General features: G+C 41.8%; 24 protein-coding genes, 3 pseudogenes and 1 other annotated feature. Of the genes and pseudogenes, 11 read left to right on the top strand and 16 right to left on the bottom strand.

Annotation, left to right across the window (positions count from 1 at the left end; genetic code table 11):
• From G0029_RS16335 to G0029_RS16315, 5 genes are all read left to right on the top strand, one after another.
• Complete coding sequence (locus G0029_RS16335) at positions 1–342, top strand: DUF4123 domain-containing protein (protein WP_180109900.1); 342 nt, start codon at positions 1–3, stop codon at positions 340–342.
• A gap of 195 nt (positions 343–537) precedes the next feature.
• Positions 538–768: a hypothetical protein gene (locus G0029_RS18340; protein ID WP_227591937.1), complete on the top strand. Its 231-nt coding sequence runs from the start codon at positions 538–540 to the stop codon at positions 766–768.
• A complete protein-coding gene (locus G0029_RS16325; RefSeq protein ID WP_180109899.1) occupies positions 759–1,505 on the top strand; it encodes a hypothetical protein in 747 nt (248 codons plus the stop codon). The genes G0029_RS18340 and G0029_RS16325 overlap by 10 nt, the downstream gene beginning before the upstream one ends.
• On the top strand, positions 1,506–2,009 hold the full coding sequence (locus tag G0029_RS16320) for a hypothetical protein (RefSeq protein WP_180109898.1): 504 nt from the start codon (positions 1,506–1,508) through the stop codon (positions 2,007–2,009).
• A 333-nt stretch (positions 2,010–2,342) separates the two neighbouring features.
• Entirely contained in the window at positions 2,343–3,668 is a 1,326-nt protein-coding gene (locus G0029_RS16315; RefSeq protein WP_180109897.1) for an ISNCY family transposase, read from the top strand.
• Between the two features lie 478 nt (positions 3,669–4,146).
• Here the strand turns inward: G0029_RS16315 and G0029_RS16310 are convergent, their stop codons facing one another.
• Positions 4,147–4,461, bottom strand: coding sequence for a hypothetical protein (locus G0029_RS16310; RefSeq protein WP_180109896.1), 315 nt, complete (start codon positions 4,459–4,461; stop codon positions 4,147–4,149).
• Between the two features lie 138 nt (positions 4,462–4,599).
• Positions 4,600–4,860, bottom strand: a complete 261-nt coding sequence (locus tag G0029_RS16305; RefSeq protein ID WP_180109895.1) for a hypothetical protein — start codon at positions 4,858–4,860, stop codon at positions 4,600–4,602.
• Between the two features lie 166 nt (positions 4,861–5,026).
• Between G0029_RS16305 and G0029_RS16300 the strand changes: the two genes are divergently transcribed.
• Positions 5,027–5,347 carry a type II toxin-antitoxin system RelE/ParE family toxin gene (locus G0029_RS16300; RefSeq protein ID WP_180109894.1) on the top strand — a complete coding sequence of 107 codons (321 nt, stop codon included), beginning with the start codon at positions 5,027–5,029 and terminating at the stop codon, positions 5,345–5,347.
• Positions 5,340–5,612: a NadS family protein gene (nadS, locus tag G0029_RS16295; protein ID WP_000369781.1), complete on the top strand. Its 273-nt coding sequence runs from the start codon at positions 5,340–5,342 to the stop codon at positions 5,610–5,612. The genes G0029_RS16300 and nadS overlap by 8 nt, the downstream gene beginning before the upstream one ends.
• A gap of 94 nt (positions 5,613–5,706) precedes the next feature.
• On the opposite strand, the gene G0029_RS16290 is transcribed toward nadS, so the two are convergent.
• The 5 genes and pseudogenes from G0029_RS16290 to trpB all read right to left on the bottom strand — a co-directional run bounded on the left by G0029_RS16290 (position 5,707) and on the right by trpB (position 10,391).
• Positions 5,707–5,964 carry a hypothetical protein gene (locus G0029_RS16290; RefSeq protein ID WP_180109893.1) on the bottom strand — a complete coding sequence of 86 codons (258 nt, stop codon included), beginning with the start codon at positions 5,962–5,964 and terminating at the stop codon, positions 5,707–5,709.
• Between the two features lie 178 nt (positions 5,965–6,142).
• Positions 6,143–7,377 (bottom strand): annotated as a pseudogene (locus G0029_RS16285) (IS3 family transposase).
• Positions 6,986–7,102, bottom strand: a sequence feature (AL1L pseudoknot). Its footprint overlaps the pseudogene before it by 117 nt.
• Positions 7,378–7,425: 48 nt before the next feature.
• A pseudogene (locus tag G0029_RS16280) lies at positions 7,426–8,243 on the bottom strand (RNA-guided endonuclease InsQ/TnpB family protein); the annotation flags it as partial.
• A gap of 154 nt (positions 8,244–8,397) precedes the next feature.
• Complete coding sequence (gene trpA, locus G0029_RS16275; RefSeq protein WP_180110284.1) at positions 8,398–9,183, bottom strand: tryptophan synthase subunit alpha; 786 nt, start codon at positions 9,181–9,183, stop codon at positions 8,398–8,400.
• The gene (trpB, locus tag G0029_RS16270; protein ID WP_180110283.1) at positions 9,180–10,391 is read right to left on the bottom strand and encodes a tryptophan synthase subunit beta; all 1,212 of its coding nucleotides are present in this window, start codon (positions 10,389–10,391) and stop codon (positions 9,180–9,182) included. The genes trpA and trpB overlap by 4 nt, the downstream gene beginning before the upstream one ends.
• Before the next feature lie 102 nt (positions 10,392–10,493).
• Between trpB and G0029_RS16265 the strand changes: the two genes are divergently transcribed.
• The 4 genes from G0029_RS16265 (at position 10,494) to G0029_RS16250 (ending at position 13,246) form a co-directional block, all read left to right on the top strand.
• Positions 10,494–11,375 carry a LysR family transcriptional regulator gene (locus G0029_RS16265; RefSeq protein ID WP_180110282.1) on the top strand — a complete coding sequence of 294 codons (882 nt, stop codon included), beginning with the start codon at positions 10,494–10,496 and terminating at the stop codon, positions 11,373–11,375.
• A gap of 118 nt (positions 11,376–11,493) precedes the next feature.
• Positions 11,494–12,066, top strand: a complete 573-nt coding sequence (locus tag G0029_RS16260; protein ID WP_180024907.1) for a nuclear transport factor 2 family protein — start codon at positions 11,494–11,496, stop codon at positions 12,064–12,066.
• On the top strand, positions 12,042–12,542 hold the full coding sequence (locus G0029_RS16255; RefSeq protein ID WP_180110281.1) for a chalcone isomerase family protein: 501 nt from the start codon (positions 12,042–12,044) through the stop codon (positions 12,540–12,542). The genes G0029_RS16260 and G0029_RS16255 overlap by 25 nt, the downstream gene beginning before the upstream one ends.
• Positions 12,543–12,553: 11 nt before the next feature.
• Entirely contained in the window at positions 12,554–13,246 is a 693-nt protein-coding gene (locus tag G0029_RS16250; protein ID WP_078194299.1) for a response regulator transcription factor, read from the top strand.
• Here the strand turns inward: G0029_RS16250 and G0029_RS16245 are convergent.
• The 9 genes and pseudogenes from G0029_RS16245 to nudC all read right to left on the bottom strand — a co-directional run bounded on the left by G0029_RS16245 (position 13,243) and on the right by nudC (position 22,430).
• Complete coding sequence (locus G0029_RS16245) at positions 13,243–14,565, bottom strand: sensor histidine kinase (RefSeq protein ID WP_180110280.1); 1,323 nt, start codon at positions 14,563–14,565, stop codon at positions 13,243–13,245. The genes G0029_RS16250 and G0029_RS16245 overlap by 4 nt on opposite strands.
• 39 nt (positions 14,566–14,604) lie before the next feature.
• A complete protein-coding gene (locus G0029_RS16240) occupies positions 14,605–15,654 on the bottom strand; it encodes an SAM-dependent methyltransferase (protein WP_180110279.1) in 1,050 nt (349 codons plus the stop codon).
• A gap of 8 nt (positions 15,655–15,662) precedes the next feature.
• Entirely contained in the window at positions 15,663–16,442 is a 780-nt protein-coding gene (locus G0029_RS16235) for a DUF1295 domain-containing protein (RefSeq protein WP_180110278.1), read from the bottom strand.
• 25 nt (positions 16,443–16,467) lie between these two features.
• The gene (locus G0029_RS16230) at positions 16,468–17,664 is read right to left on the bottom strand and encodes an SAM-dependent methyltransferase (RefSeq protein WP_180110277.1); all 1,197 of its coding nucleotides are present in this window, start codon (positions 17,662–17,664) and stop codon (positions 16,468–16,470) included.
• A complete protein-coding gene (locus tag G0029_RS16225; RefSeq protein WP_180110287.1) occupies positions 17,661–18,455 on the bottom strand; it encodes a DUF1365 domain-containing protein in 795 nt (264 codons plus the stop codon). The genes G0029_RS16230 and G0029_RS16225 overlap by 4 nt, the downstream gene beginning before the upstream one ends.
• Positions 18,456–18,464: 9 nt before the next feature.
• Positions 18,465–19,748, bottom strand: a complete 1,284-nt coding sequence (locus G0029_RS16220; protein WP_180110276.1) for an NAD(P)/FAD-dependent oxidoreductase — start codon at positions 19,746–19,748, stop codon at positions 18,465–18,467.
• A complete protein-coding gene (locus G0029_RS16215; protein ID WP_180110275.1) occupies positions 19,745–20,731 on the bottom strand; it encodes an acyl-CoA desaturase in 987 nt (328 codons plus the stop codon). Before G0029_RS16215 ends, G0029_RS16220 begins: the two co-directional genes overlap by 4 nt.
• Before the next feature lie 136 nt (positions 20,732–20,867).
• A pseudogene (locus G0029_RS16210) lies at positions 20,868–21,487 on the bottom strand (lipocalin family protein).
• 169 nt (positions 21,488–21,656) lie between these two features.
• Positions 21,657–22,430, bottom strand: coding sequence for an NAD(+) diphosphatase (gene nudC, locus G0029_RS16205; protein WP_180110274.1), 774 nt, complete (start codon positions 22,428–22,430; stop codon positions 21,657–21,659).
• Positions 22,431–22,666: the final 236 nt, after the last annotated feature.

Raw genomic sequence — 22,666 nt, 5'->3', positions numbered from 1 at the left:
GTGCAACAAAGCCCTTTAGAAGTATCTCCATTATTAATACCAATCACAAAGGAATCTAGTGAGTTATTACAAAAAAAACTTGTTGTTGGTGAAACAATAGGGATGTTTTCAATTATTGAAACTTCTTTATCTAAACAACAACTAATTCAACATTTACAGCCTTTTTTACAGGCAGAGCTACCTAGTGAGGAGCTAGCTTTATTTAGATTTTATGATCCAGCAATTATTAAAATACTTAACAAAATGTTAGATGATGAAAGTTATATGGTTTTATTAAAACCAATTAGTAATTGGTGGTATCAAGAATTCGATAGTACTTTGCATAATATAGTGAGTCTTTGATATGACAATAAAGTTTACTCAAGAGCAGATTGATATATTTTCAAATAGCCGTGAAGAAGATTTAGCTCTATGGAATTGGAATAGATTGAAAATGAAATTTCCTTTTTTTCTGAAAAATATTTTAATAATGATGAAAAAAGAGGTGTTGATTTTTTATTTATTGCACAGGGGCGTGTAAAGAAATATTTAAATGGAATGGAAGAAGATGCTGACTATAATAAGTGGTGTGCGGTATATGGAGAAATTTGTTTTATTTTAAATAAGAACAATATAGATGATGATAATTGGAATAGAGGTATTTTAGAAGAAAAATTATGGCCTCCGTATTTAAGAATTGATGTTTTAGCAGGAATTGTAGAAAGTTGCTTAAATAATTCTGAATCTCAAAAATTTTATGCTGCTTTGGAGAAAGAAACATGGCAGTAGCAGCAGATATTGGTAGTCTAGGTGGATGGGGAACAGCCGTAGAAAAAGCGGGTGAAGCTGCTAGAGTTGGAGCGAGAACTAATCCGGTTGGTGCAGTATTGATCGGTATATTAACTCCATCTACATTGGGTGATAGTACTATTACAGGTGCTTTAAATAGTGCATTAGAAACAGCAGAGGAACAAATACAAAGAGAGAAAGGAAATATTTCTGATTATCAAAAAGCACTAGCATTACAAAATATTAAAGATGAAATAGATAAGTTAAATAGAACTTGTAATCCTAATAATTCTAATTGTAATAAACAAAAGCATAATGGTCGAATTCAAGCACAAAATGGTGCAAAAACAAACCAGATGATTGTTACAGCAACTGAGGCTAATTCAGCATGGGTAGATTTACCTGCTCCACCTTCGTTAACTTTATGTAAATTATATGCAAAATCAGTTCGGGTACAAATGATAGGTTTAAAAGGTCATAGTCCGGATAAGAAAAAAGGGCAGAAAGTTGATTATGAGAAAGGGGCAACAACGGCATATAATAATTTAGTTTCTTGGATGACAAAAAATACTCCAGGTGGGGTAGGTGTTAGTAAATGGAGTTTTAGTTTTGATGGAACTCATAAGCAAGATCGAGTTATGGGTGATTCAAGGCGAATTGATATTGATATTGATATTGATATTGATATTGATATTGATATTGATATCAGAACAGGATTAATTCTAAAGAGTGCTTAAATGAAATATAAAACAGAAGAAATAATTAGTTTTTTTAAAAAACATCCAAAGTATCCTTTTAATAATTATTATGTTAATTATGATGAATATTGTGCTGCTAGATTAATGATCTTAAATATTGTGAAAGCTTATATTCCTAAAGATGAAATAAATAATTGGGAATTTTCATCAGATTATTATGATGCAAGACGGAATGATCCAGATGCTTTTTATTCTCTATTATCATGTGTGAATCATAATAAAGAACAGGTATTTTTCTTTGCGATAGTTGATGATCGAGAAGAATCTTCAGATTATAAGGACATCGTGATTAATGTTGAAAGAGATGATTCATATGGTGATAAATGGAGAGATAATTCACCTATGGATGATTGGTATAGTATATTTCAAATTACCTTAAATCTTAAAAAAATAATAGATTATGCGAAACTTGATCAGTTACTTAATTTATATTTTAAGAAAAAATTAAATTTTAATGAGCTTTATATACTGCAAACTGATTAAAACTTGTTCGTAAATCATTTTTTATTCACTATTAACTCCAGCAGTTAAATTGAATCTTAGCCCTAGTTTTTTATCTTGGTTAGATCGGAAATAATTTTATCACTAGCCTATAGGTAAACGATAAAAAAGCGATTATTTAACTATATTTTAATAGCCAAATGATCGCTTTATCACTGTACTCTCTATTGAAAGTCTTCAACATAAAATCTCTTATACGAAGTTTGTCTGTAACTCCAAAATAGAAATGTCCGGTTTCTCCAAAGTAAAAATGTCCGCTTTTAGAATATGCACTTCTGCAATTTCCTTAGCGGACGGTTTGATATGTTGGTGTCTATGTCGGATAAAGAACTTAAACGATTGTCGGTCTTGCAGGAAATCTGCGATCAACGCATAACTCAATCCCATGCTGCTCAGCTACTTCATATTTCAGAACGTCAGATCAGACGCTTACTGCAGAAATACAAAGCCCAAGGTCCAGTTGCATTAGCCCATGCCGGTCGTGGCCAAATCAGCAATTCCAAACTTCCTGAAGAACTCAGACTCAAATGCCTCAATATTGTTTCTGACCAACTCCATGGTTTCGGGCCCACTTTAGCGCATGAAAAGCTCACCACCGTACATGGACTCGATCTTTCAGTAGAAACCCTGCGTTCCTGGATGATTGCAGCTGACTTATGGATTCCTCGATCCAAGCGCCTGAAACGCCCGTATCAGCCTCGTTACAACCGGGATTGCTTTGGTGAACTGATCCAAATTGATGGCTCACACCATGACTGGTTTGAAGGCCGTTCTGCCAAGTGCTGCCTACTGGTATTTATCGATGATGCCACAGGTAAATTACAGCATTTACGCTTCTGTGAGTCAGAATCAACTTTTGACTATATGATTTCAACCCGTTTATATGTCGAACAGCACAGTAAGCCTTTAGCGTTTTACAGCGACAAACATTTAGTCTTCAGGGTGAATCAAAGCAGCAAGAAAGACACCAAGATTACCCAGTTTGGACGTGTACTCAGCACCCTGAATATCGATATCATCTTCGCCAATTCACAGCAGGCCAAAGGCCGTGTAGAACGGGCGAATAGAACGCTTCAGGACCGTCTGATCAAAGAAATACGCTTGGAAGGTATCTGTTCGATTGAGCAAGCGAATGCCTGGCTACCCTGCTTCATTGAGCAGTTCAATCAGAAGTTCGCCAAGATGGCTTTTAATCCTAAGAATCTACATCGGCCTATCACTGAAACAGCCGAAGAATTAGATGATATTTTTACTTGGCGTGAACCTCGCAAAGTTACAAACAGCCTGACGATTACATATGATAAATACGTATATATCATGGAAAAAACAGAAGAAAATCAAAGATTTATCGGCAAGTATATTGAGTTTCTGGAATACCCGGATGGTACGGTAGCCATTGAACACCAAGGTAGAAAAATCAATTACAGTATCTTCGATAAATTAAGTCAGCTCAACCAGCGAGAGATCGTTGAGAATAAACGTTTGGGTTCTGTACTAGCGCATATTCAACAACAGTATGAAGAATTAGAACAGCAAAACAAACGGAGTCGTTCTCAATCCATGCCACGTAGACGTGCACAGAAAACAGCGATTGAACAACGAAATCTAAATCCTGTGCTTGACTTGGAAATTTCCATATAGGACATTTCTACTTAGGAATAACAGCTTTTTAAAATATCTTTGTTTTTCATATAGTTAAAAATTTTCATCCCCCTAAAAAACAACAAAAAACCGACTTGGAAACAAGTCGGCTTTTTTATGAGCAGTTTTGGAATGTTTTGCCAATAAATTTGTTTAAAAAGTAGTCGATTTTGCGATTTTCCCTGATAACTCAATACCCCAACCTCTGAAACTATCCGCAATTTCTGCGGATAAACCTTGGGGTAAGTTTTGAGCAATCTTGTAAGCTCATGCTGACATGAATTAAGGACCATTGCGTCTAGGCCACTATGGGGATTTTTCATATGATAGGGACATAGAGAACAAGATGTTCCAACACATAAAACAATAATAATAAGTGCGACACCAGGACGTGAGGTACGACAGGAGTTATACCTAAACACCCAATACGAAAAAGCCCGACAGGATGTCGGGCTTTTTTATTGCCTGCATTTAAGGTCTAATCAGTCTTAGCCAATTCATTTTGGTTGATAAGTTTAATCAGCGCATTTTGAACAAACTCATCAAGTTCAATCCCTTTTTCTTTTATGATGGTTTCTATCTCTGCTATCGTTTCACTTTCTAACTCGAACTCGATTTCTGCTGATGTTTCCATAAGTAAATCATAGTTATTTTCGACCATCTTTTTAAAGGTTTCTTCTAGATCTTTTGTTGATGAAATATTGAAAGATAAGCGTAATGAGCTATTGATAATTTCAACATGGGTATACCCTAAATATTCAGTACTTTTTCCTACAAATCCTAAGTGCTTCATAAAAAACCTTAAATAAATATAGTAGAGAGCTGTCTAAATTAAGCCAGACTCTCTTTTACAAATTTTGGATCAACAATAAATAATCAAATAACGCCGATTATGTTAATTTTAGAAAGTCTTCAAGCTCACCTTAAAGAATTAATCTACTAGAGGATGCTCTTTCATTAAATTCTGTATGTCATTTGGGGCATAACAACCACATAAGCCTAGAAGCACTACCTCTGATATTTCATCAATACAACAACCTGAAACGATTTGCATACGTTGATTCTTGTCATATCCAAAAACTGTATATGTCAAATCTTCATCATCAAAATGATCTTTACAGACTGAACAGCAATCAGGGTATTTCTTCAAAACCTCATCAATATCTTTTTGCTGAGTAACAGTAACGCTCATATAACAACTCAAATAACTTTTCTTGGTCATAATTTTACATCTATATTTTTCTGAATATCCTTTTATTTAGCATGATGGGCGTTATTCGGAACGAGAGCTGACAGCTCTCGTTTTTTGTTATGGAAACTGCTAAAATACAAGTACGCCATTGACGTATAAAGAGTCCATGTTATTTATTGAAACCAGCATCTTTACTAAGCAAATTAAAGACCTTGTATCTGATGAGGAATATCGTCAACTTCAGCAAGATCTTTTGGTACAGCCTGATAGAGGTGATCTAATCAAGAATGGCGGTGGTATTCGCAAAGTACGTTGCGCTCAAGGTAACAAAGGAAAAAGTGGTGGCATTCGGGTGATTTATTATTGGGTCACCGAAGATGATCAGATATTTTTCTTAGTGGCTTATCCAAAATCAGTGAAAGATAATTTAACAGATGAGGAAACAGCCATTCTGCGCCAACTCGTGAAGGAGCAATTTCATGGATAACAACTTATTTGATGACTTGGTTGCTTCAATAAAAGAAGCTGGAGCTATCAAACGTAAAGAAGTTAAAGCAAGTCGAGTTACAGAACTCGAACTACCAGATATTAAAGAAGTACGTGAAAAAACAGGCTTGAGCCAAAATGAGTTTGCTGCACGTCTGCATATTAGTCCTCGTACCCTGCAAAATTGGGAACAGGGACGACGCTATCCAACTGGACCAGCAGCTACATTGATTCGAATTTTAGATGCTCATCCAAGTCTTATTTGAAAAAATTACTTAAAAAATGGGAGCTTAATGCTCCCATTTTTAGATTCGTATAACGCGTATTATGTTAATTTTAGAGATGCTTAATTATTTAAAACTATAATTTTTCAATATTTTTCATCCTAAGAGCTTGCCCATTTTTATATTCGTAAAATTCGTAGGTGCAACCTGAATTTGTATTCATAATTAATACATAATCCTTACTTTCTTCGAATGTAACTTTAAACATTCTGAATGGACAGGATTCGTATCTCTGACCTTCCTTATAACCATAGGTCATTTGTACTATTACAGGTCTGTCTGCTGGTACTTTAAACTCTCCAAAATTAGTTGCACTTTGAGGTGCATAAGGCATATTTAAACTTTTAGGTGCGTATTCAAATTTTTGAAATCCCAGAGTTTTAACACTTGTAAAAGCTAATCCTCCATCCTTATCTTTCGATAATTCTTTTTTAGTCTGTGAATTTGGATAAATATATATTTTTTTTCCTATTCTGAACCGTACCGGGTTTGTCGGAGACTTTTTATTTAAGTTAGGCCACCTGACCTAACGGGTTAATCTTATCATAGTACATTGCTTCAAACTCAAAAGGCGATACATAACTCAGTGCACTGTGTACACGCTTTTTATTGAACCAATCTACCCAGTTTAGTGTCGCAAGTTGTACATCTGCTAAACCTTGCCAATCTGCTTTTAAATATTCAATCACCTCTGTTTTGTATAAGCCATTCACCGTTTCAGCCAGAGCATTATCGTATGAATCACCAGTTGTACCAACTGATGCTATTAAATTTGCAGCTTCTAAACTATTGGTATAACGAATAGAAAGATATTGAACACCTCTATCGGAATGATGAATCACATTCTTTGGCATGCCTCGATCGTGCAATGCTTGCTCAAGTGCATCGAGCACCATATTTGTATTCATCCGTGTAGATACTTTCCATCCAACAATTGCTCATGAGAACACATCAATAATAAAGGCGGTATAGACCCAGCCTGAATGAGTTTGAATATACGTAAAGTCACTCACCCACAGTTGGTCAGGATGATCAGCATTAAAATTCCGTTTCACTAAATCATCTGCTCTTTTTTGATCATCTCGGCTACGGGTGGTTTGTTTATTCTTACCACGCCAAACACCTTGTATACCTAGCTTTTTCATCAATCGAGCAACTGTACAACGTGCGATAATATAACCTTCACGTTTCAATTGTTGCCAGACCTTACGCACACCATATCGACCTGGACTTTCTTTCCAAATTCGTTTAATTTGTTCAGCGTGATACTCATCATGTAGATCTCGTTTCGCTCGATGTTCCCTTGCGAAGCAATGCTTCTCATCAACGAGATCTAAAGTTCGGTAATAGGTTGAAGCTGCGATCGGTAAAATCCTACAAATCGCATCAACACCATATAAGTCTTTATTGTTATGGATGAAATCCACCATTATTTGTGTGGGCGGTCGAGCTCCGCCTGGGCGAAAAAAGCGGCTGCTTTACGTAGAATTTCATTGGCACGCTTTAATTCTTTAATTTCACGTTCCATTTGCTTCATTTTTTCTTGATCAGATATCTGTTGTACTTTAATAGGATTTTGCTGATCTAAATGCTTTTGATGTCAGGCACGAAGTGTTTCAGGAGTACAACCAATCTTAGGCGCAATTGCTGTGATTGCAGCCCAAGTAGAAGGATAATCTTTTTCAGATTCAATCAATAATTGAACCGCTCTTTCTCTGATTTCAGGGGTATATTTTAATTTTGTCATCGGGGTAGTCTCTCAGAATATTGACTCTCCGACAAACTCGGTACGGTTCATTGTTTTTAGTGCCGAAAATCCTGTATCCAAAACAGATTTTGCCATTTTGGTTTTTACTAATTTTTTAGCACTCAAGTCACCTACAATAATCAATGCATTTTCATTCACAAGCTTGGTGCTTGCTTTATGCAAATGATCTTTTCGACTATTTGCAATCTTGGCGTGTAATGCACGAACACGCTTCTTATTCCTTGCTCTCTGAGCAATACCTAATTTCTGCTCATATTTTCGATAGAATTTTGGATTTGAAATTACAGTGCCATCAGAACAGGTGGCAATATCTTTTAAGCCTAGATCAATACCAATCGCTTTGGTTGCTGTCGATTTATCTTGCTTAGGTGATTCAACAACAAGACATACATACCAACGCCCACGGCTATCCTCTACAAATGAACCTGTTTTTAACGTGTATTGGCTTAAACCGTAGCTATCCCAAACTTAAATTGGTGTTTTCCATACTGGACATATCCATTGACATATTTGATAGCCACCTTTTTAAAGGGAACCCATCCCAAAGAGCGCCTTGCTGATTTTTTATTGCTGACACGCCATTTCAGCTTTGCCTTTTTAAATTGCTTTCTTCGGGTGACTAATTCTTCAGTTACAGCCTGAATGGTTTGACTATGTAAATTACATTCTTTGGATGTGCCTTTCGTATATTTGGCAATATCAAAAGCAGAGAGAAATTCACCTTTCCGCTTCAAATGCCTAAACCCTAAATCATTGACATAATTCCAGACGAAGTTCACTTCTGATGCTAGTTGGTCTAACACCTTGCAATGTTTGTCTTTTATACGTAATTTAAGGGTTTTCATGTACTTAATTAACAATCAAAACTCAAGGAAAATAGTCCTTAGTTAAATCAAACGACACTTCATGTCGTGTCGCTTATATCTCTGGCCTAAAGGACAGAGTTTTACGCTCCATTTGATAAATTAACTCAAAGCATACTGATTTTAAAAAAGGATATTATTTATTTTCTCTAAGTATTTGTGCAAAAACCGTCACTTTTTCTAAAGTAGCATTCATTCCCTTATTAAAAAAAGTATCGACAAGCGCTGAGCCAATGATAATAAGATCTACTTTATTGGCTAGTGCTTTAACATGGCTTTCATTTTTGATCCCAAAGCCAATTGCAACTGGAATATTAAAAATTGGCTTAATTTCAGTTATCTTTTTCTCAAGATTAGATAGATTGAAGTCTCCTCCTGTTAAGCCATTTTCTGCAACATGATATAAAAAACCTGTCGCGCGCGCTGAAATTTGCTCTAACCTTTCAACTGGGGTCGTCGGCGCGGTCATTGCAATTAAATGCATATTTTTTTCATTTAATTGCACCTCAAATTTTTCTCGATATCCATATGGAGCATCTAAAATCAATATTCCATCTATAAGATTTTCTGTTTCAGCGATAAGTGTCTCAAAACCATATTGCATAATCGGATTTAAATAAGTCATGAAAATTATTGGTGTCTGGTCATCATGCAGCCTGATTACTTTTACCAACTCAATGGTCTGTTTTACCGTTTGACCTGCATCTAAAGCCCGAAGATGCGCTGCCTGAATGATCTCTCCATCTGCCACTGGATCAGAAAATGGAATACCCACTTCAATAATGTCAGCCCCTGCTTGACCCAATTGGCTTAACAGACGACAACTTTCTGTAAAATTAGGATCTCCAGCAGTAAAATAACAGACCAGACCGCTTCGATTTTCCAGTTTCAATTGCTCTAATTTTTGATCTAGTCGGTTCATGCTGTAGCTCCTGCAAGATATTTTTTGACCGTGTTTAAGTCTTTGTCTCCTCTGCCACTTAAATTGACAATAATGATCTGTTCTGGTTGCATTTCTTGAGCAAGTTTAATCGCATATGCAATCGCATGAGAACTCTCAAGAGCAGGAATAATACCCTCCTGTTGACTTAAAAGCTGAAATGCATTTACAGCCTCTTGATCGGTTATAGCCGTGTATGTCACACGTCCTGTTTCAAACAGAATGCCATGCTCAGGACCAACACCAGGATAATCTAAGCCAGCTGATATAGAGTGTCCATCTAAAATCTGTCCATCTGAATCTTGTAATAAATAGGTTAAATTGCCATGCAGCACACCGGCTTGACCTTTGCAAATAGAGGCGGCATGTTCACCACTATTTGTTCCTTTTCCACCTGCCTCAACGCCAAACATTTTGACATTTAGGTCTTCTAGAAAAGGATGCATCAACCCTAGTGCATTTGATCCCCCACCAACGCAAGCAACTAGAGCATCAGGCAGTCTATTTTCTTTCAGGAGTATTTGGTTTTTGGCTTCTAAACCAATAATTTTCTGAAATTCTCTCACTATGGTGGGATATGGATGAGGGCCTGCACCCGTACCCAATAGGTAATAGGTTGTATCCACATGACGAATCCAGTCACGTAATGCTTCGTTCATGGCATCTTTTAAAGTCCCACGACCTTTTTGAACACTTCTGACTTCAGCACCGAGTAATTTAATACGTTCAACATTCATTTGTTGGCGCTGAATATCTGTTTCTCCCATAAAAATGGTACATTTCATCTTAAACAGCGCGCAAACCGTTGCTGTTGCAACCCCATGTTGACCAGCACCCGTTTCTGCAATGATTCTGGTTTTGCCCATAAATTTGGCTAATAAGATTTGCCCTACACAATTATTGATCTTATGCGCACCCGTATGGTTCAAATCTTCTCGCTTGAAATATATTCGAGCGCCGCCTGCATAAGCTGTTAGGTTTTTTGCATAAAAAAGAGGGCTAGGACGACCAACAAAGTCCGTTAAAATCTGCTGATATTCAGCCCAAAATTCAGGTTTGTGCCGAACTGTATTAAAGGCTTGCTCTAATTCTTGAAGTGCTGGCATTAAGCTCTCTGGCATGTAAGATCCGCCAAATTTACCAAAAAATCCCAAGTCATCAGGACCATTACCTGTATAAGGGGTTGTCATCTCATATCTCTTTTACTATCAAAACTTGTTTGATCTTAAAATATTTTCATTTTTATGATAATTGATATATTTTGAGCTTATGGTGTTAGAGAATTTTACAACATGAAACGCAGAACATTACCTCCCCTTAATGCTTTAAAAGCATTCGAGGCTGTCGCTAGAAATAAAAGTTTCAGTTTAGCTGCGGAAGAATTGTGTGTAACCCATAGTGCGATTAGCCATCAAATAAAGCAGTTAGAAGAATGGTTGGATAAAAAATTGTTTATTCGACATTCCTCGACCATCTCTCTGACGGCGGATGCCGAAGAATTATCGCTAGTTTGTACGCAGCTTTTTAATCGTTTAGAACAATGCGTCTTTGAGTTAACAAATAAAACTTCAGAAGTAGAAGTTGTAATAGGCGCTTCTCATAGTTTTATGGCAAATTGGCTGATTCCTCGATTAGAAAAGCTCGAAGTCATTTATCCCAATATCCATATCAAATTAATGACATGTAATGACTTAAAATTGTTAGAAAAAGAGAAAGTTGACATATTTATCAATAGCGTCAGTGAGCATCATCTACTTCCCAACTTTTTGAATAAATATCTGTTATTTCCCGATAACATGGGTCCTATTTGTAATCGTGAAATAAACCCTCTTCATTCCGTAAATGATCTTTTAAACTATCCATTACTTCATACCCACTCAAATAAAAGTGCATGGCATACATGGTTTGATCAGTTTCAAATAAGCTTTTCCCCAAAATCCAATGACCGTTATTTTGATAGTCTGAATTTAATGATAGAAGCTGCAGTGTCTGGGTTAGGAATTGCCATAGCACCTCAAATTCTAGTAGAAAAAGAAATGTTAAATGGAAAGATCATTGCCCCTTTTGGTTTTATCTATTGTGACTATAATTTTTATGCAATGGTCAGAAAAAATAACGAAAATCGTGATGTTATGAATATCATTGATTGGTTAATGGCCGAAGAAAAAAGTTAAACATTTAATCTTTGATTTGAAAAATTCTATTCAATTGCTCATCTATAACGTCTATTTCACATTCTGTTCACGCTGTGCTGCCTAAGGTATAAAGATACACTTCATACGGACACTGATGATGAGACTTGTAAAAACACTTATTGCTACAGCCTTATCCTTGCCGCTTCTGTTGTTAGCCGGATGTAAAAGTATTCCCAGTTATTCAGCCGATTATGCCCAATCCAGAAACGGTATTCAGGGGATAGCGCTGGATCAGGCTAAAGCTCAGGATATCGGCCTCCGCTTTACCTCAGCCTTTAATACCTTGGGCACACCGAAATTTGTGGAAAGAGCCGGATCGCTGTATGCTGACCAGCTGTTTATTAACGATACCCTATCGCAATTTTCATCCCGTCAAAATCTGCTGGAGCACTTTCAAGGCATGAACAAACGGGTCAGCAAGGTCAGCGTCAAGCTGTTAAACGCTTCTTATCATCAGGACTCTGCCTATGTGCACTGGCATATGGCCTATGATTTTAAAATGTTCGGCACGACCCGCAGTATGGACTCTTACGGTATCAGTGAAATCAAGATCAACGAAAACAACAAGATTATTTTCCAGCAGGATTTCTGGGACCCTGCGAACGGCCTGTACCGTTCCCTGCCTTATGTTGGAGGGGTCTACTCATGGCTACTGCCTTTCAAAAAATAGCGATCAGCACGGCTTTAGTGATGGGATGTAGCTTCAGTCCATGGGCACAGGCACAAAGCCTGAATCAATGCGGCAATGGTCCGCTGATGGTGGGTCAAAAACAGGTCGGTATGGCCAGTTATTTTGCCCAAAACTGTAGCCAATTCTGGGAAAAACAAAATATACAGATGGACTTTTCCTATACACAGAATATTCCGGAATGGGCATTTAAGCGTGCGGCCACACATTTACTGAAACGTAATGTTAAAGACGCAAAAATACATGCTCTATTCAACCCAATCACCGATTTGTATCGTCCGGTCAGATCAGGCGACCTATACCGTTTAAAATACAACCATGCTACACAGACCCTGAGCTTATCCTTGAACCAGCAAGGTTTAGGGCAGCTTAGACATCCTCTGGCACAACAATATTTTAATATATGGCTGGGTCCCCAGCCATTTAGTGCTAAATTAAAACAGCAATTATTAAATTAGTATCTGCCGCTATGTCGAAACATTTTATCCTGATGGTTGAAGACCATTATGAACTGGCCTCTACCCTATGCGAGTTTCTGGAAGAACATGGCTTTGTGGTCGATCATGCCCGCAATCTGAGTGCTGCTAGACAATTACTGAAACAGCAACGCTACCATATCTTGCTACTAGACATTAATTTGCCTGATGGTTCTGGTTATGAATTGTGCGAGTGGTTACGCAATGAAGAGGGGTTGGACTTACCTGTCTTGATGCTTACCGCTCGGGATACCTTGGATGATAAACTCAAAGGCTTCAATTCCGGCACGGATGATTATCTGGTCAAGCCCTTTGACTTTAACGAGCTGGTGGTTCGGGTCAAGGCCCTGATCAAACGCTCCCTGGGTGAAGTATCCAACAGTCGTCTGCAAATTCATGACCTAATTTTGGACCCCGCAACACAGCAGCTAACTCGAGCTGGCCAGAACATTGAATTGCCTCCAATTCAGTTTAAACTTTTGAAGCTACTGATGCGTCACTCTCCTAAAGTACTGACCAAACAGGAAATTATGATGGAGCTTTGGGGTGACGAAGAGCCAGAAAGTGATGCTCTGCGCAGTCATATCTATAATTTACGCAAAATGGTCGATAAACCCTTTGAACAAAAGCTGATTCACACCATATCCGGGATTGGTTTAAAGATTGCTTTCGAAGATGAAGCCTAATTTAGGTACACAACGACAATCAGTCCAGTGGTCATTGCCAGGTCAACATTCTGATGGGTGACAATATAATATTGCCTGTCAAACAGCTCCACACGCCAACCTAGCTGTTTGCATAGCTTTTGCACCAATTGCAATCCAATGCCATGCCCTTTGATTTCCAGTTGTAGCTGCTGGCCAGACAGTTCCTGAACCTTAGAATTGTTAGGTAAAGGCATGCCGACCCCATTGTCAGCAATCAGCACTTTATTTTTTTCCAGAATCACATCAATTTCTGTGCCCTGTGAATAGTTCAGTGCATTGCGCAGAATATTACCAAACACCATTTTGGTCATGGATGGATAAAGTTTACGCGGCTGTTCATCGAGGTCTTTTTGCAGGTCAATCTGCATGCCTTTGTTATGACTGACACTCTCTAGATCCTGCACCAGATTGTCCAGACATTCTGAAAGCATGGTCGGTTCAGCAGTTAAAGTATTGGTGGTATTGCGGGCAATAGCCAGCAAGGTATCGACCAGCAGCTGCATGTCTTCAATTGTGTTATGCAGGCGGGTAAAGGACTTGTTGTCGCCATAGCGTGCCTGACACAGCTGCACATTGCCTTTTAAAATGGTCAGTGGCGTGCGCAGCTCATGGCTTACATCTCCGGTAAATTCACGCTCACGCTGAATAAATTCGCTTAATACCTGATGATATTTTTCCAGCGCCTGCTTGAGGTATTCAGCTTCCAGATTGGAGTCGGTGCGGATGTCCTGAAAAGGCGAAGCCTGATTTTTCTGATGTTCCCAGTCAATATGCTCCAGCGCATTAGCAAGACGGGTAATCGGGGAAAAATAACGTCGGGCCCGACGGTTCCACCACCAAAATACGCTATACAGTACGAACAGGCTGACCATCAGCGGTGCCAGACCAAACAGCCAGACCAGCTTGTTGACGTTGCTTTCGCCAAACACCAGCAGCACATGCTGTCCGTCTTTTTCACCATACACGGTCATGCGCTCCTTGCCATCGACAAAATGCCGGTTCACCCCTTGCTCAAGCTGCATGTGGCGAAATTGGACTGGCGGCAGATCGCTCCAGCGGTAACCATACAGGTTTTTGGTGTCGGGCAGTTCAGCAGCCGGATTACGTTCCAGCCGCTGCCAGTAGTGTGACATTTCCTGTTCTAGCGCAGTTCTGAGCAGGGAACCCTTGATTACCCAGGCACTACAGCCAATCCCGATCACCACGGACAGGGCAATGAATCCGATTTGCAGCCAGTAATAGCGGTTAAACACCTCACCCAGAGGATGATCGTGTTTGTCCCTGAACAGCTTTAACATTGGTGCATTCCCCGCTAGCCCATCCGATTCGCCATTCAATTATACGGTTTTCTTTTTAAACAGAAAGTGACCGATCACCCACTCGCGTCCATGCTCATAACCGAACAGCTCGGCACAGGCCATAAAGAAAATCCGCCAGCGTTGCCACCAGATGGCGGCATCTACACCATAGGTCTGTTCAAATAAGGGGCGCAGCTCGTCCTGTTTCCGGTCCATGTTCTCGAGCCAAGCATTTGCGGTGCGTTCATACTGCGTGCCGGCCCATTGCCAGTGCTGCTCTAATTGCAAATGCTGCTGGAAATGTAGAAAGGTCGAAGCTGCCGGCATCAGTCCGCCACTAAAGAAATATTTCGACATCCAGTCGAATTCATTTTTCACTTCAAACGGATAATGTAGGAAACGGTGACAGAAAATATGGCACCAGAGCAGACCATCCGCTTTCAGCCAGCTGCTGATATTTTCAAACAGTTTCTGGTAATTACGTACGTGTTCAAACATTTCCACCGAAACTACGCGGTCAAAGGACGCGGGTTCCAGTTGCAGTACATTGACGTCGCAGGTGATCACCGTCAGGTTCTGCAGTTTTTTCAGACGCGCCTGTTCCTGAATATACTGGCGCTGGGTCGAGGAATTCGACACCACCGTAATGCGGGCCTTGGGATAATGCTCGGCCATATACAGACTCAACGATCCCCAGCCACAGCCAATTTCCAGAATATCCTGTCCATCTTTTAACTGTGCACGCTGGCAATAGCTGGCCAGTGCGGCTTCTTCCGCCTGATCCAGGGTGGTATGAGTATGTTCAAACAGGCTAGCGCTGTATTTCAGACGCTTGCCCAGCACCGCCTGGAAAAATGCGGTGGGCAGTTCATAGTGCTGTTCATTGGCCTTTTCGGTCTCGATGGCAATCTCGCTGTTTTTCAGCATATGCAGCACATCCATATAGCGCCGAGCTGCCAGTGCCGGGTCAAAGCGTCCTTCCTGTGCCAGACGTTTTTTGCTTAGGCTGCGAATGCCGGCGCGAATGACTGAATCGGGCAGCTTGCCGCTTTCGACCAGTTTTAAAGATTGTTGAATCATAAAGTCCATGTATTTACCTACTGTTTGGGTGGCCACGGAATAAACATTGAAGTTCGTCGTTGATAATCTTTATAGTTGTCGCCGCGATGTGCCAGCGCCTGTTGTTCACTAAAGGGAATCCCGGTGATGTAGTACAGAAACAGCCACATCAGCAGTGGATAAATCCATAATTCATAGCATCCTGCTGCCAGACCGAGCACTGGATAAGCAAACCAATGCAGCCATTCAAAAAAATAATTCGGATGGCGCGAATATTTCCACAAACCCTGATCCATGGTTTTACCTTGATTCTGTGGATCTAGCTTAAAACGGTAAAGTTGCTGATCGGCAGTGCTTTCGCCTATCAAAACGGATAGCATGATCATGCCCGCCACAATCACAGTGACCAAAGTCCAGTCATTCCATTGCTCGGTCGAGATACTTAACAGCTTCAGCATTGGGTAAGAAAACAGTAGAGCCAATCCTGCCTGAAATATAAAAAACACCAGAAAACCAAGATGCTGATACTCCCCCATCGCTCGGCGCATGTTGGCATAACGCGTGTCTTCTTGGGTTTCACTGGCATAGCGCCGTAACAGATGCCAAGTCAGCCGTGAAAACCAGATCCCACTCGCCAGTCCCAGAAATAAGCGAACCAAGATCGGTGCACTGTCAATCGCCCAAGCGGCAATAATCACATTGAGGGCAATACTGAAACTCCAAGCGACATCGACCAGCCCTGCTCTGCGATTATAGGTCACCAGCAGCCAGCTACAGAGCATGATAAAGACATTCAGCATCAGTAAATTCAGCAGCATTTCGTCCCTCCTGTTTTATCTTGGCTTAGTAGGCACTGGCTTCGAACAGCAGATGTACATCACTGATCACGCCTTCGCGGAAGCCACCTTCGCAATAACACAGATAAAAATCCCACATGCGGATAAAACGCTCATCAAAGCCGAGTTGCAGGACCTGATCATGCTGCTGCAAGAAACGCTGACGCCAGTGGTGCAAGGTCTGGGCATAGCTCTGGCCGATATCTTCCAGATGTTTGAGACGCAGTTTTTGTTCGGAAGCGGTCTGGGTCATGACACTGATACAGGGAATAAAACTGCCTGGGAAAATATAGCGCTTGATATAGTCCACGGTATTCAGGGCTTTGGCATAGCGTGCATCTTCAATGGTGATGGCCTGAATCAGGGCCAGACCATTCGGTTTCAGCAGCTCACGGCATTTCTGGAAATAGGTGGATAAATACTGCTCACCTACGGCTTCGATCATTTCAATCGACACCAGCTTGTCGTATTTGCCTTCCAGTAAGCGGTAATCTTTCAGCTGCACAGTCACACGATGTGACAGTCCGGCTGCAGCGACCCGGGCCACGGCTTCATCATACTGTGCTCTGGAAATGGTGATGGTGGTGACTTTGCAGCCATACTGCTGCGCGGCATAAATGGCAAAACCGCCCCAGCCGCTGCCAATTTCGACCAAATGATCCATCGGTTTGAGTTGCAGTTTCTGGCAGATCAGCTCTTTTTTATAATCCGAAGCCTGTTCCAGGCTCATGCCCGGCTCTTTAAACACCGCACTGGAATACATCATGCTGTAATCCAGGAACAGCTTGAAAAAGTCATTACTCAGGTCATAATGCTCGGCAATATTTTTGCGGCTGCCATCAATCGAATTCTTGCGCGATTTATACCAAACCTTTAACAGTAACTGGCTGGCTTTGGCCACTGCATTCTGATTCATCAGATCCAGCACATCGCGGTTACGTGCCAAAATGCGGATCACATCCACCAGATCTTCACTGCTCCAGTAACCGCGGATAAAACCCTCTGCTGCACCGAGCACACCATTACGGAACAACAGTTCCATCAGACGGGCATCATGCACCTGAATCACGGCCTCAAGATCGCTGTTTTCCCCGACCGACCCGTTCCAGACGCCTTTAAAAATCAGCTGACCATGCCGTAATTTCAGCAAATGCCGTAATACTACCGGCAGTGTGCTTTGCTCTCCCATGAATAGTGTTTTCATTGCAATGTGTTTCCTTTTTCTTTTTTAGGATGCCGGTAAAACGGAATTTTCTTTTTCCATAAACGAAAGGCGTGCAGATAAATTCCGCTGACCATCCTGAAGGGTTCAAGAACTTTCAGTACAGCATAGCGATACTGCTGTGAAGGAACCGTGATGGCCTGCAAGGAAAATTTCAGGGTGGCATCGAATTGCAAGATTCCCTCCTCAAACAGCTGCATATGAATCACGTTTTGCCGATCCGAAAAGCTGAAGCGCCAGCGATAATCCAGCCCCATCGGCATGAACGGCGACACATGAAAGGCCTTTTTAAAGTCAAACTGGTGACTCTGGTACGGCGCATATTCGTCTGCATTGTTCCGGCAGTCGTGAATGTAGACCTGTCGTTCATTCCACGGTGTGTTGGTGATTTCACTCAGCACAAAGAGCAACTGGTCGGTGGCACCAAAGACCAGATAAAACACTACGGAATTGAAACGAAAGCCGAGTGTTCGTGGCAAAGCTAGCACCCGGATAGACGCGGCATGCGGAAGCAGGTAGTTTTCCCGCTTGATCAGCAGGCGTGCAATCTTCTGCCGAATCGAGCCACATTCCATAGTCAGAAAATCGCGCTCATCTAGGGTCAGGAAATTCCAGCGTTTAGATGACCACAGCCAGGATTTTCCGGTAAACGTCGCGAGTTGATCTGGATCAAACCATAGATAGCTTAGCTGGGTTTTAAAAGCATGGGCTTGGGGCAAATAACGTCGATGCCGGATTTCAGCAGTGGCGATCGCCAGTGGATACATCTGCATCATGCGCTCCTAGGCTGCCTGTTCAGCCTGTTTTAATAGCTGATCGATTACCCATAATGCGCTACGCGCCCCATCCTCATGAAAGCCCCAGCCCCAGTAAGCGCCACAATATGAGGTGCGGTTTTGGCCGTTGACCTCGGCCCAGCGTTGCTGTGCTTCAATCGCTGGGGCATCAAACACCGGATGACGGTAATGTCGTTCTACCCAGACTTTTTTCGGATTCAGGGCAAAATTAGGATTCAGGGTGGCAAAGACCTGGGTTTTGCAGTTCAGGTTCTGCAACTGGTTCATCCAGTAGCTAAAGCCATAATGTGTGCCATTGTGCTTGAATGGCGTTTGTTCAGTGGCCTTAGTCGGCGTGACGTGTACATGCCAGCTGGCCCACTGGCGACGGGATTTGGGCATGATAGAGGTATCGGAATGTACCACCATGCGGTTATCCTGATAGCGGAACTTGCCGAGCACATCCAGTTCCTGTGCAGACGGGTCTTTCAGTAACTTCAGACTATCGTCAGCATGGCTGGCAAATACGACCCAATCAAAACGTTCGCTGCCCTGTGTTGTTTCAACCACCACATCATTGACACTCCGCGAGACATGGAGAACACCCGTTTTGCGGAAGGTAATATTGGCCTGGGACTGAATCGCACGAACATAGCGAGCCGATCCACCCTTGACCGTAAGCCATAACGGCCGGTCTTTCAGCTGCAACATGCGATGGTGCTGGAAAAAGCTCACCACAAATTTATAGGGAATCTGTCCGGCTTGTTCCACCGGACAGGACCACAGCGCCCCACACATCGGATAGAGATGTTCCTGACGGAAGGCTTCGGAATAGCCATGCTGATTCAGATACTCATCAATACTGAGTTGTACATCAATCTGCTCGACATCTAGATCTCTATTGGCGGCATAGAAACGGAACAGATCTGACAACATCGCGCGAAAATCTGCATTAAAAAAGTTTTGAGGTCGGAACAATAACGAGAATTTTTTTGAAGGATTGTACTGTAAGCCAGTGACCTGATTATTCACCGAAAAGCCCATGTCACTGCTTTGCGATTGAATGCCAAGTTCTTTTAGCATGGCGCAGAACAGCGGATAGTTATGCTCATTAAAGACAATAAAGCCACTGTCCACCGCAACCTGTTCACCATCGATATTTAGCTGATGAGTATCAGTATGACCACCAAAGTAGTTATTCTTTTCAAAGACTGTAACTTGATGCGCTTTGCTGAGTTTCCAGGCAGCGTACAAACCGGAAATACCTGAACCAATAATTGCAATTTTCATGGTGATTCCTTCGAATGAATCGTGGTAGTGCCTGCCGTAGCAGCTTTTTTATTTTTTCGAGCCTGAGCAATTTTACTGGCTTCATAAATCCGTGCCGGAATGGGCTTTAAGTCCCAAACTATCCCGAGCCAAGACATAATTTTTAAGAGGTAATAGGTCATATCAATCTGCCACCAGTAAAAACCCTGCCGGGTACTGCCTGCATAAAAATGGTGATTGTTGTGCCAGCCTTCGCCCAAGGTAATGATAGACAAGAATAAATTGTTGCGGCTGTGGTCATCCGTGTCAAAATCACGGCTACCGTAATGATGCGCCAGTGAATTGATACATAAGGTCGCATGGATCAACAACACCGTGGACACCACAAATCCCCAGACCAGAAGTTGCAGGCCGGACGTCCCGAGTTGTGGCCAAGTGATTGCCAACCTTTCGCCTAGTACATAAATTCCACCAGCAGTCAGCAGCACAACAATCAAACTGAAACGGTCTAGCCAGATCAGCTCTGGATATTTCAGCCAGTCCTTGATGACTTCTTTACGTGTAGCAAAATTATATTCATTCAGAAACCAACCCACATGGCTATACCAAAAACCATGCGTCGAGGAATGCGGGTCTTTCAAGGTATCGGTATAGCGATGGTGATAGCGGTGATGCGCCGCCCACCAGAGCGGACCACGCTGCGCGCTCATGGTACCAATCAGCACAAACAGAAACTGTACGGGACGCGAAGTCTGAAAAGTTTTATGCGATAAATAGCGATGAAAAAAAGCCGTAATTGAAAACATGCGGATCAGGTAGAATGCCAACATAAAACCAATTGCAAACCATGACACTCCCACCCAGAACACAGCGAAACAGGCCAGATGCAACAGAATAAAGGGCAAAATCCGCAGCCACTGAATCTTGCTGTTTTCAGCCGTCAGTGTTTCGGGCGCTGTGGGTGTAGACCAGCTGTCTATCCATCGCATCAGACTGTTCAACATGGACTCATCCTATTTTCAAGTGATTGTCTCTATTCTATTTGATGAGTCTAATCAGTCAGATATGAATTTTATGTGAAGTAAAATAAAAAAAGCCGAACTGTAGAGAGACTAAGCAGTTTGGCAAAAGGGTAGCAGATTAATGCGGCAATTTGATCAGTTTTGTGATGTCATAACCATAATATTTTGCTGTTTCCAAAAAGGACTGATAGGTGGCTTCATCCAGTTGCGGTTCACGCGATAAAATCCACAGGTATTTGGTACTCGGTCCACCGACCAGCGCCACTTTATATTCCGGATCGACGCGTAATACCCAGTAATGCCCTTTGGTAAACGGAATCCATCGACCAGCGCCACTTTATATTCCGGATCGACGCGTAATACCCAGTAATGCCCTTTGGTAAACGGAATCCATCTTAAACCTGGCGGCAAAAAGCTGACCTTCAGTTTGCTGTTGCCCGCATTTTGCGTATAGGCAACTCCTTCGGAGCTGATCATTTCGCCATTAGCAATCCGGCAACTATTCAAGACCTGCATGGTCTGATCGGCATTGAGGCGATATTGCGCTGTGATATCCGAGACGCATTTACGCTGAAAATACATCGGTAAATGTGCAATTTCATACCACTTGCCTGCATACTGCTGGATATCCACCTGATCGACTGCCTGAGGTGCAGCAGTTTCTGCTCGGATCGTGGTACTTAAGCTGATGATGGCCAGTGCCGTCGCTGCAAAAACAGACTTGAATCGCATGTTCATTTTTTAGCCTTTCTTGATTACAGCCTTAAGATAACCCAGCTGGATGTGAACAAAGTGTGAAGATCAAATGCTGCGATTCAGGGTCTATTGGTCAGGAAATGCCATCTGAATATTCAGGACCCAGTGCGTTATCGCAGTTTATTTGAGAGACCCAAACAGGATTGCTGTTTCAAAGCCACTCTTTGCTGTCATCTGCAACAGGCGTTCCATGCATCACATGCTGAATCATGGCATAGGCGATACTGCCCTTGAACGGAATTTCGGGTAACTGGTCAAATTTGAAAAACTGTGCATCGCTGAGTTCATTTTCCTGAATCTGGATGTCCCCTGCATGATATTCCGCCTTGAAAGCCATCATCAGGTTGCTGGGAAACGGCCATGGCTGGCTGGCCAGATATTGAATATTTTTGATCTGCAGCCCCACTTCTTCCAGCGTTTCACGGCGGACTGCCTCTTCCAGGGTTTCCCCGACTTCAACAAAGCCGGCAATCAGGCTGTACATCCGGGTTTTGTTGCGAGCATTTTTTGCCAGCAGAATTTCATCTGTACCCCGGGTAATGATGGTAATTACACAAGGATTCACCCGCGGATACTGGTTATAGCCACAGGATGGACAGACCATGGCATACTGGCTGGCGTGCTGCTGGGTGGCGTGACCGCATTTACTGCAAAAGCGGTGATTACGGCGCCATTCCAGTAACTGTACCGCACGGCTGGCCTGTTCAAACTGTGTTCTGCCCCAGACTTGCACCAGTTGCCGGATCGGAACCAGCTGATAACCTTGCGGCACCGGTTCGTCTTCTTTCAGGTCACGGGCAATGACCCCGCCATTTTCCGTCAGGTTCAGGTCGTGCTGCAGTCTGGCTACCTGCGGCAACTGAAAATGCTCATCCACCAGTAATTGCTGCTGTCTAAAAATATACGCTTTTGAATGCATGTTCATGACAATTCCCTGATTAAAAAAAATCCCATACAGAGGGGTGTATGGGATAAAACTAAGGAAGTTTACATGGAGTAACTTCTGGTCAGATACTATGCGCAAGCTGCCTGAATTACAACCATAATAATTTGTATCTTTTTGATTAAAATCACATAATCTTCACACCACCTATGGATTAAGGAATGATGCAATGTGAATTTCATCAATGGGCTGTAGCATTACGGAGATGGACAGTCTTT

The organism is Acinetobacter sp. YH12138 (assembly GCF_015218525.1).
GTDB lineage: Bacteria > Pseudomonadota > Gammaproteobacteria > Pseudomonadales > Moraxellaceae > Acinetobacter > Acinetobacter amyesii.
Note: the sequence above shows the minus strand (reverse complement) of the source record. Positions and strands in the feature narration are given on the sequence as shown.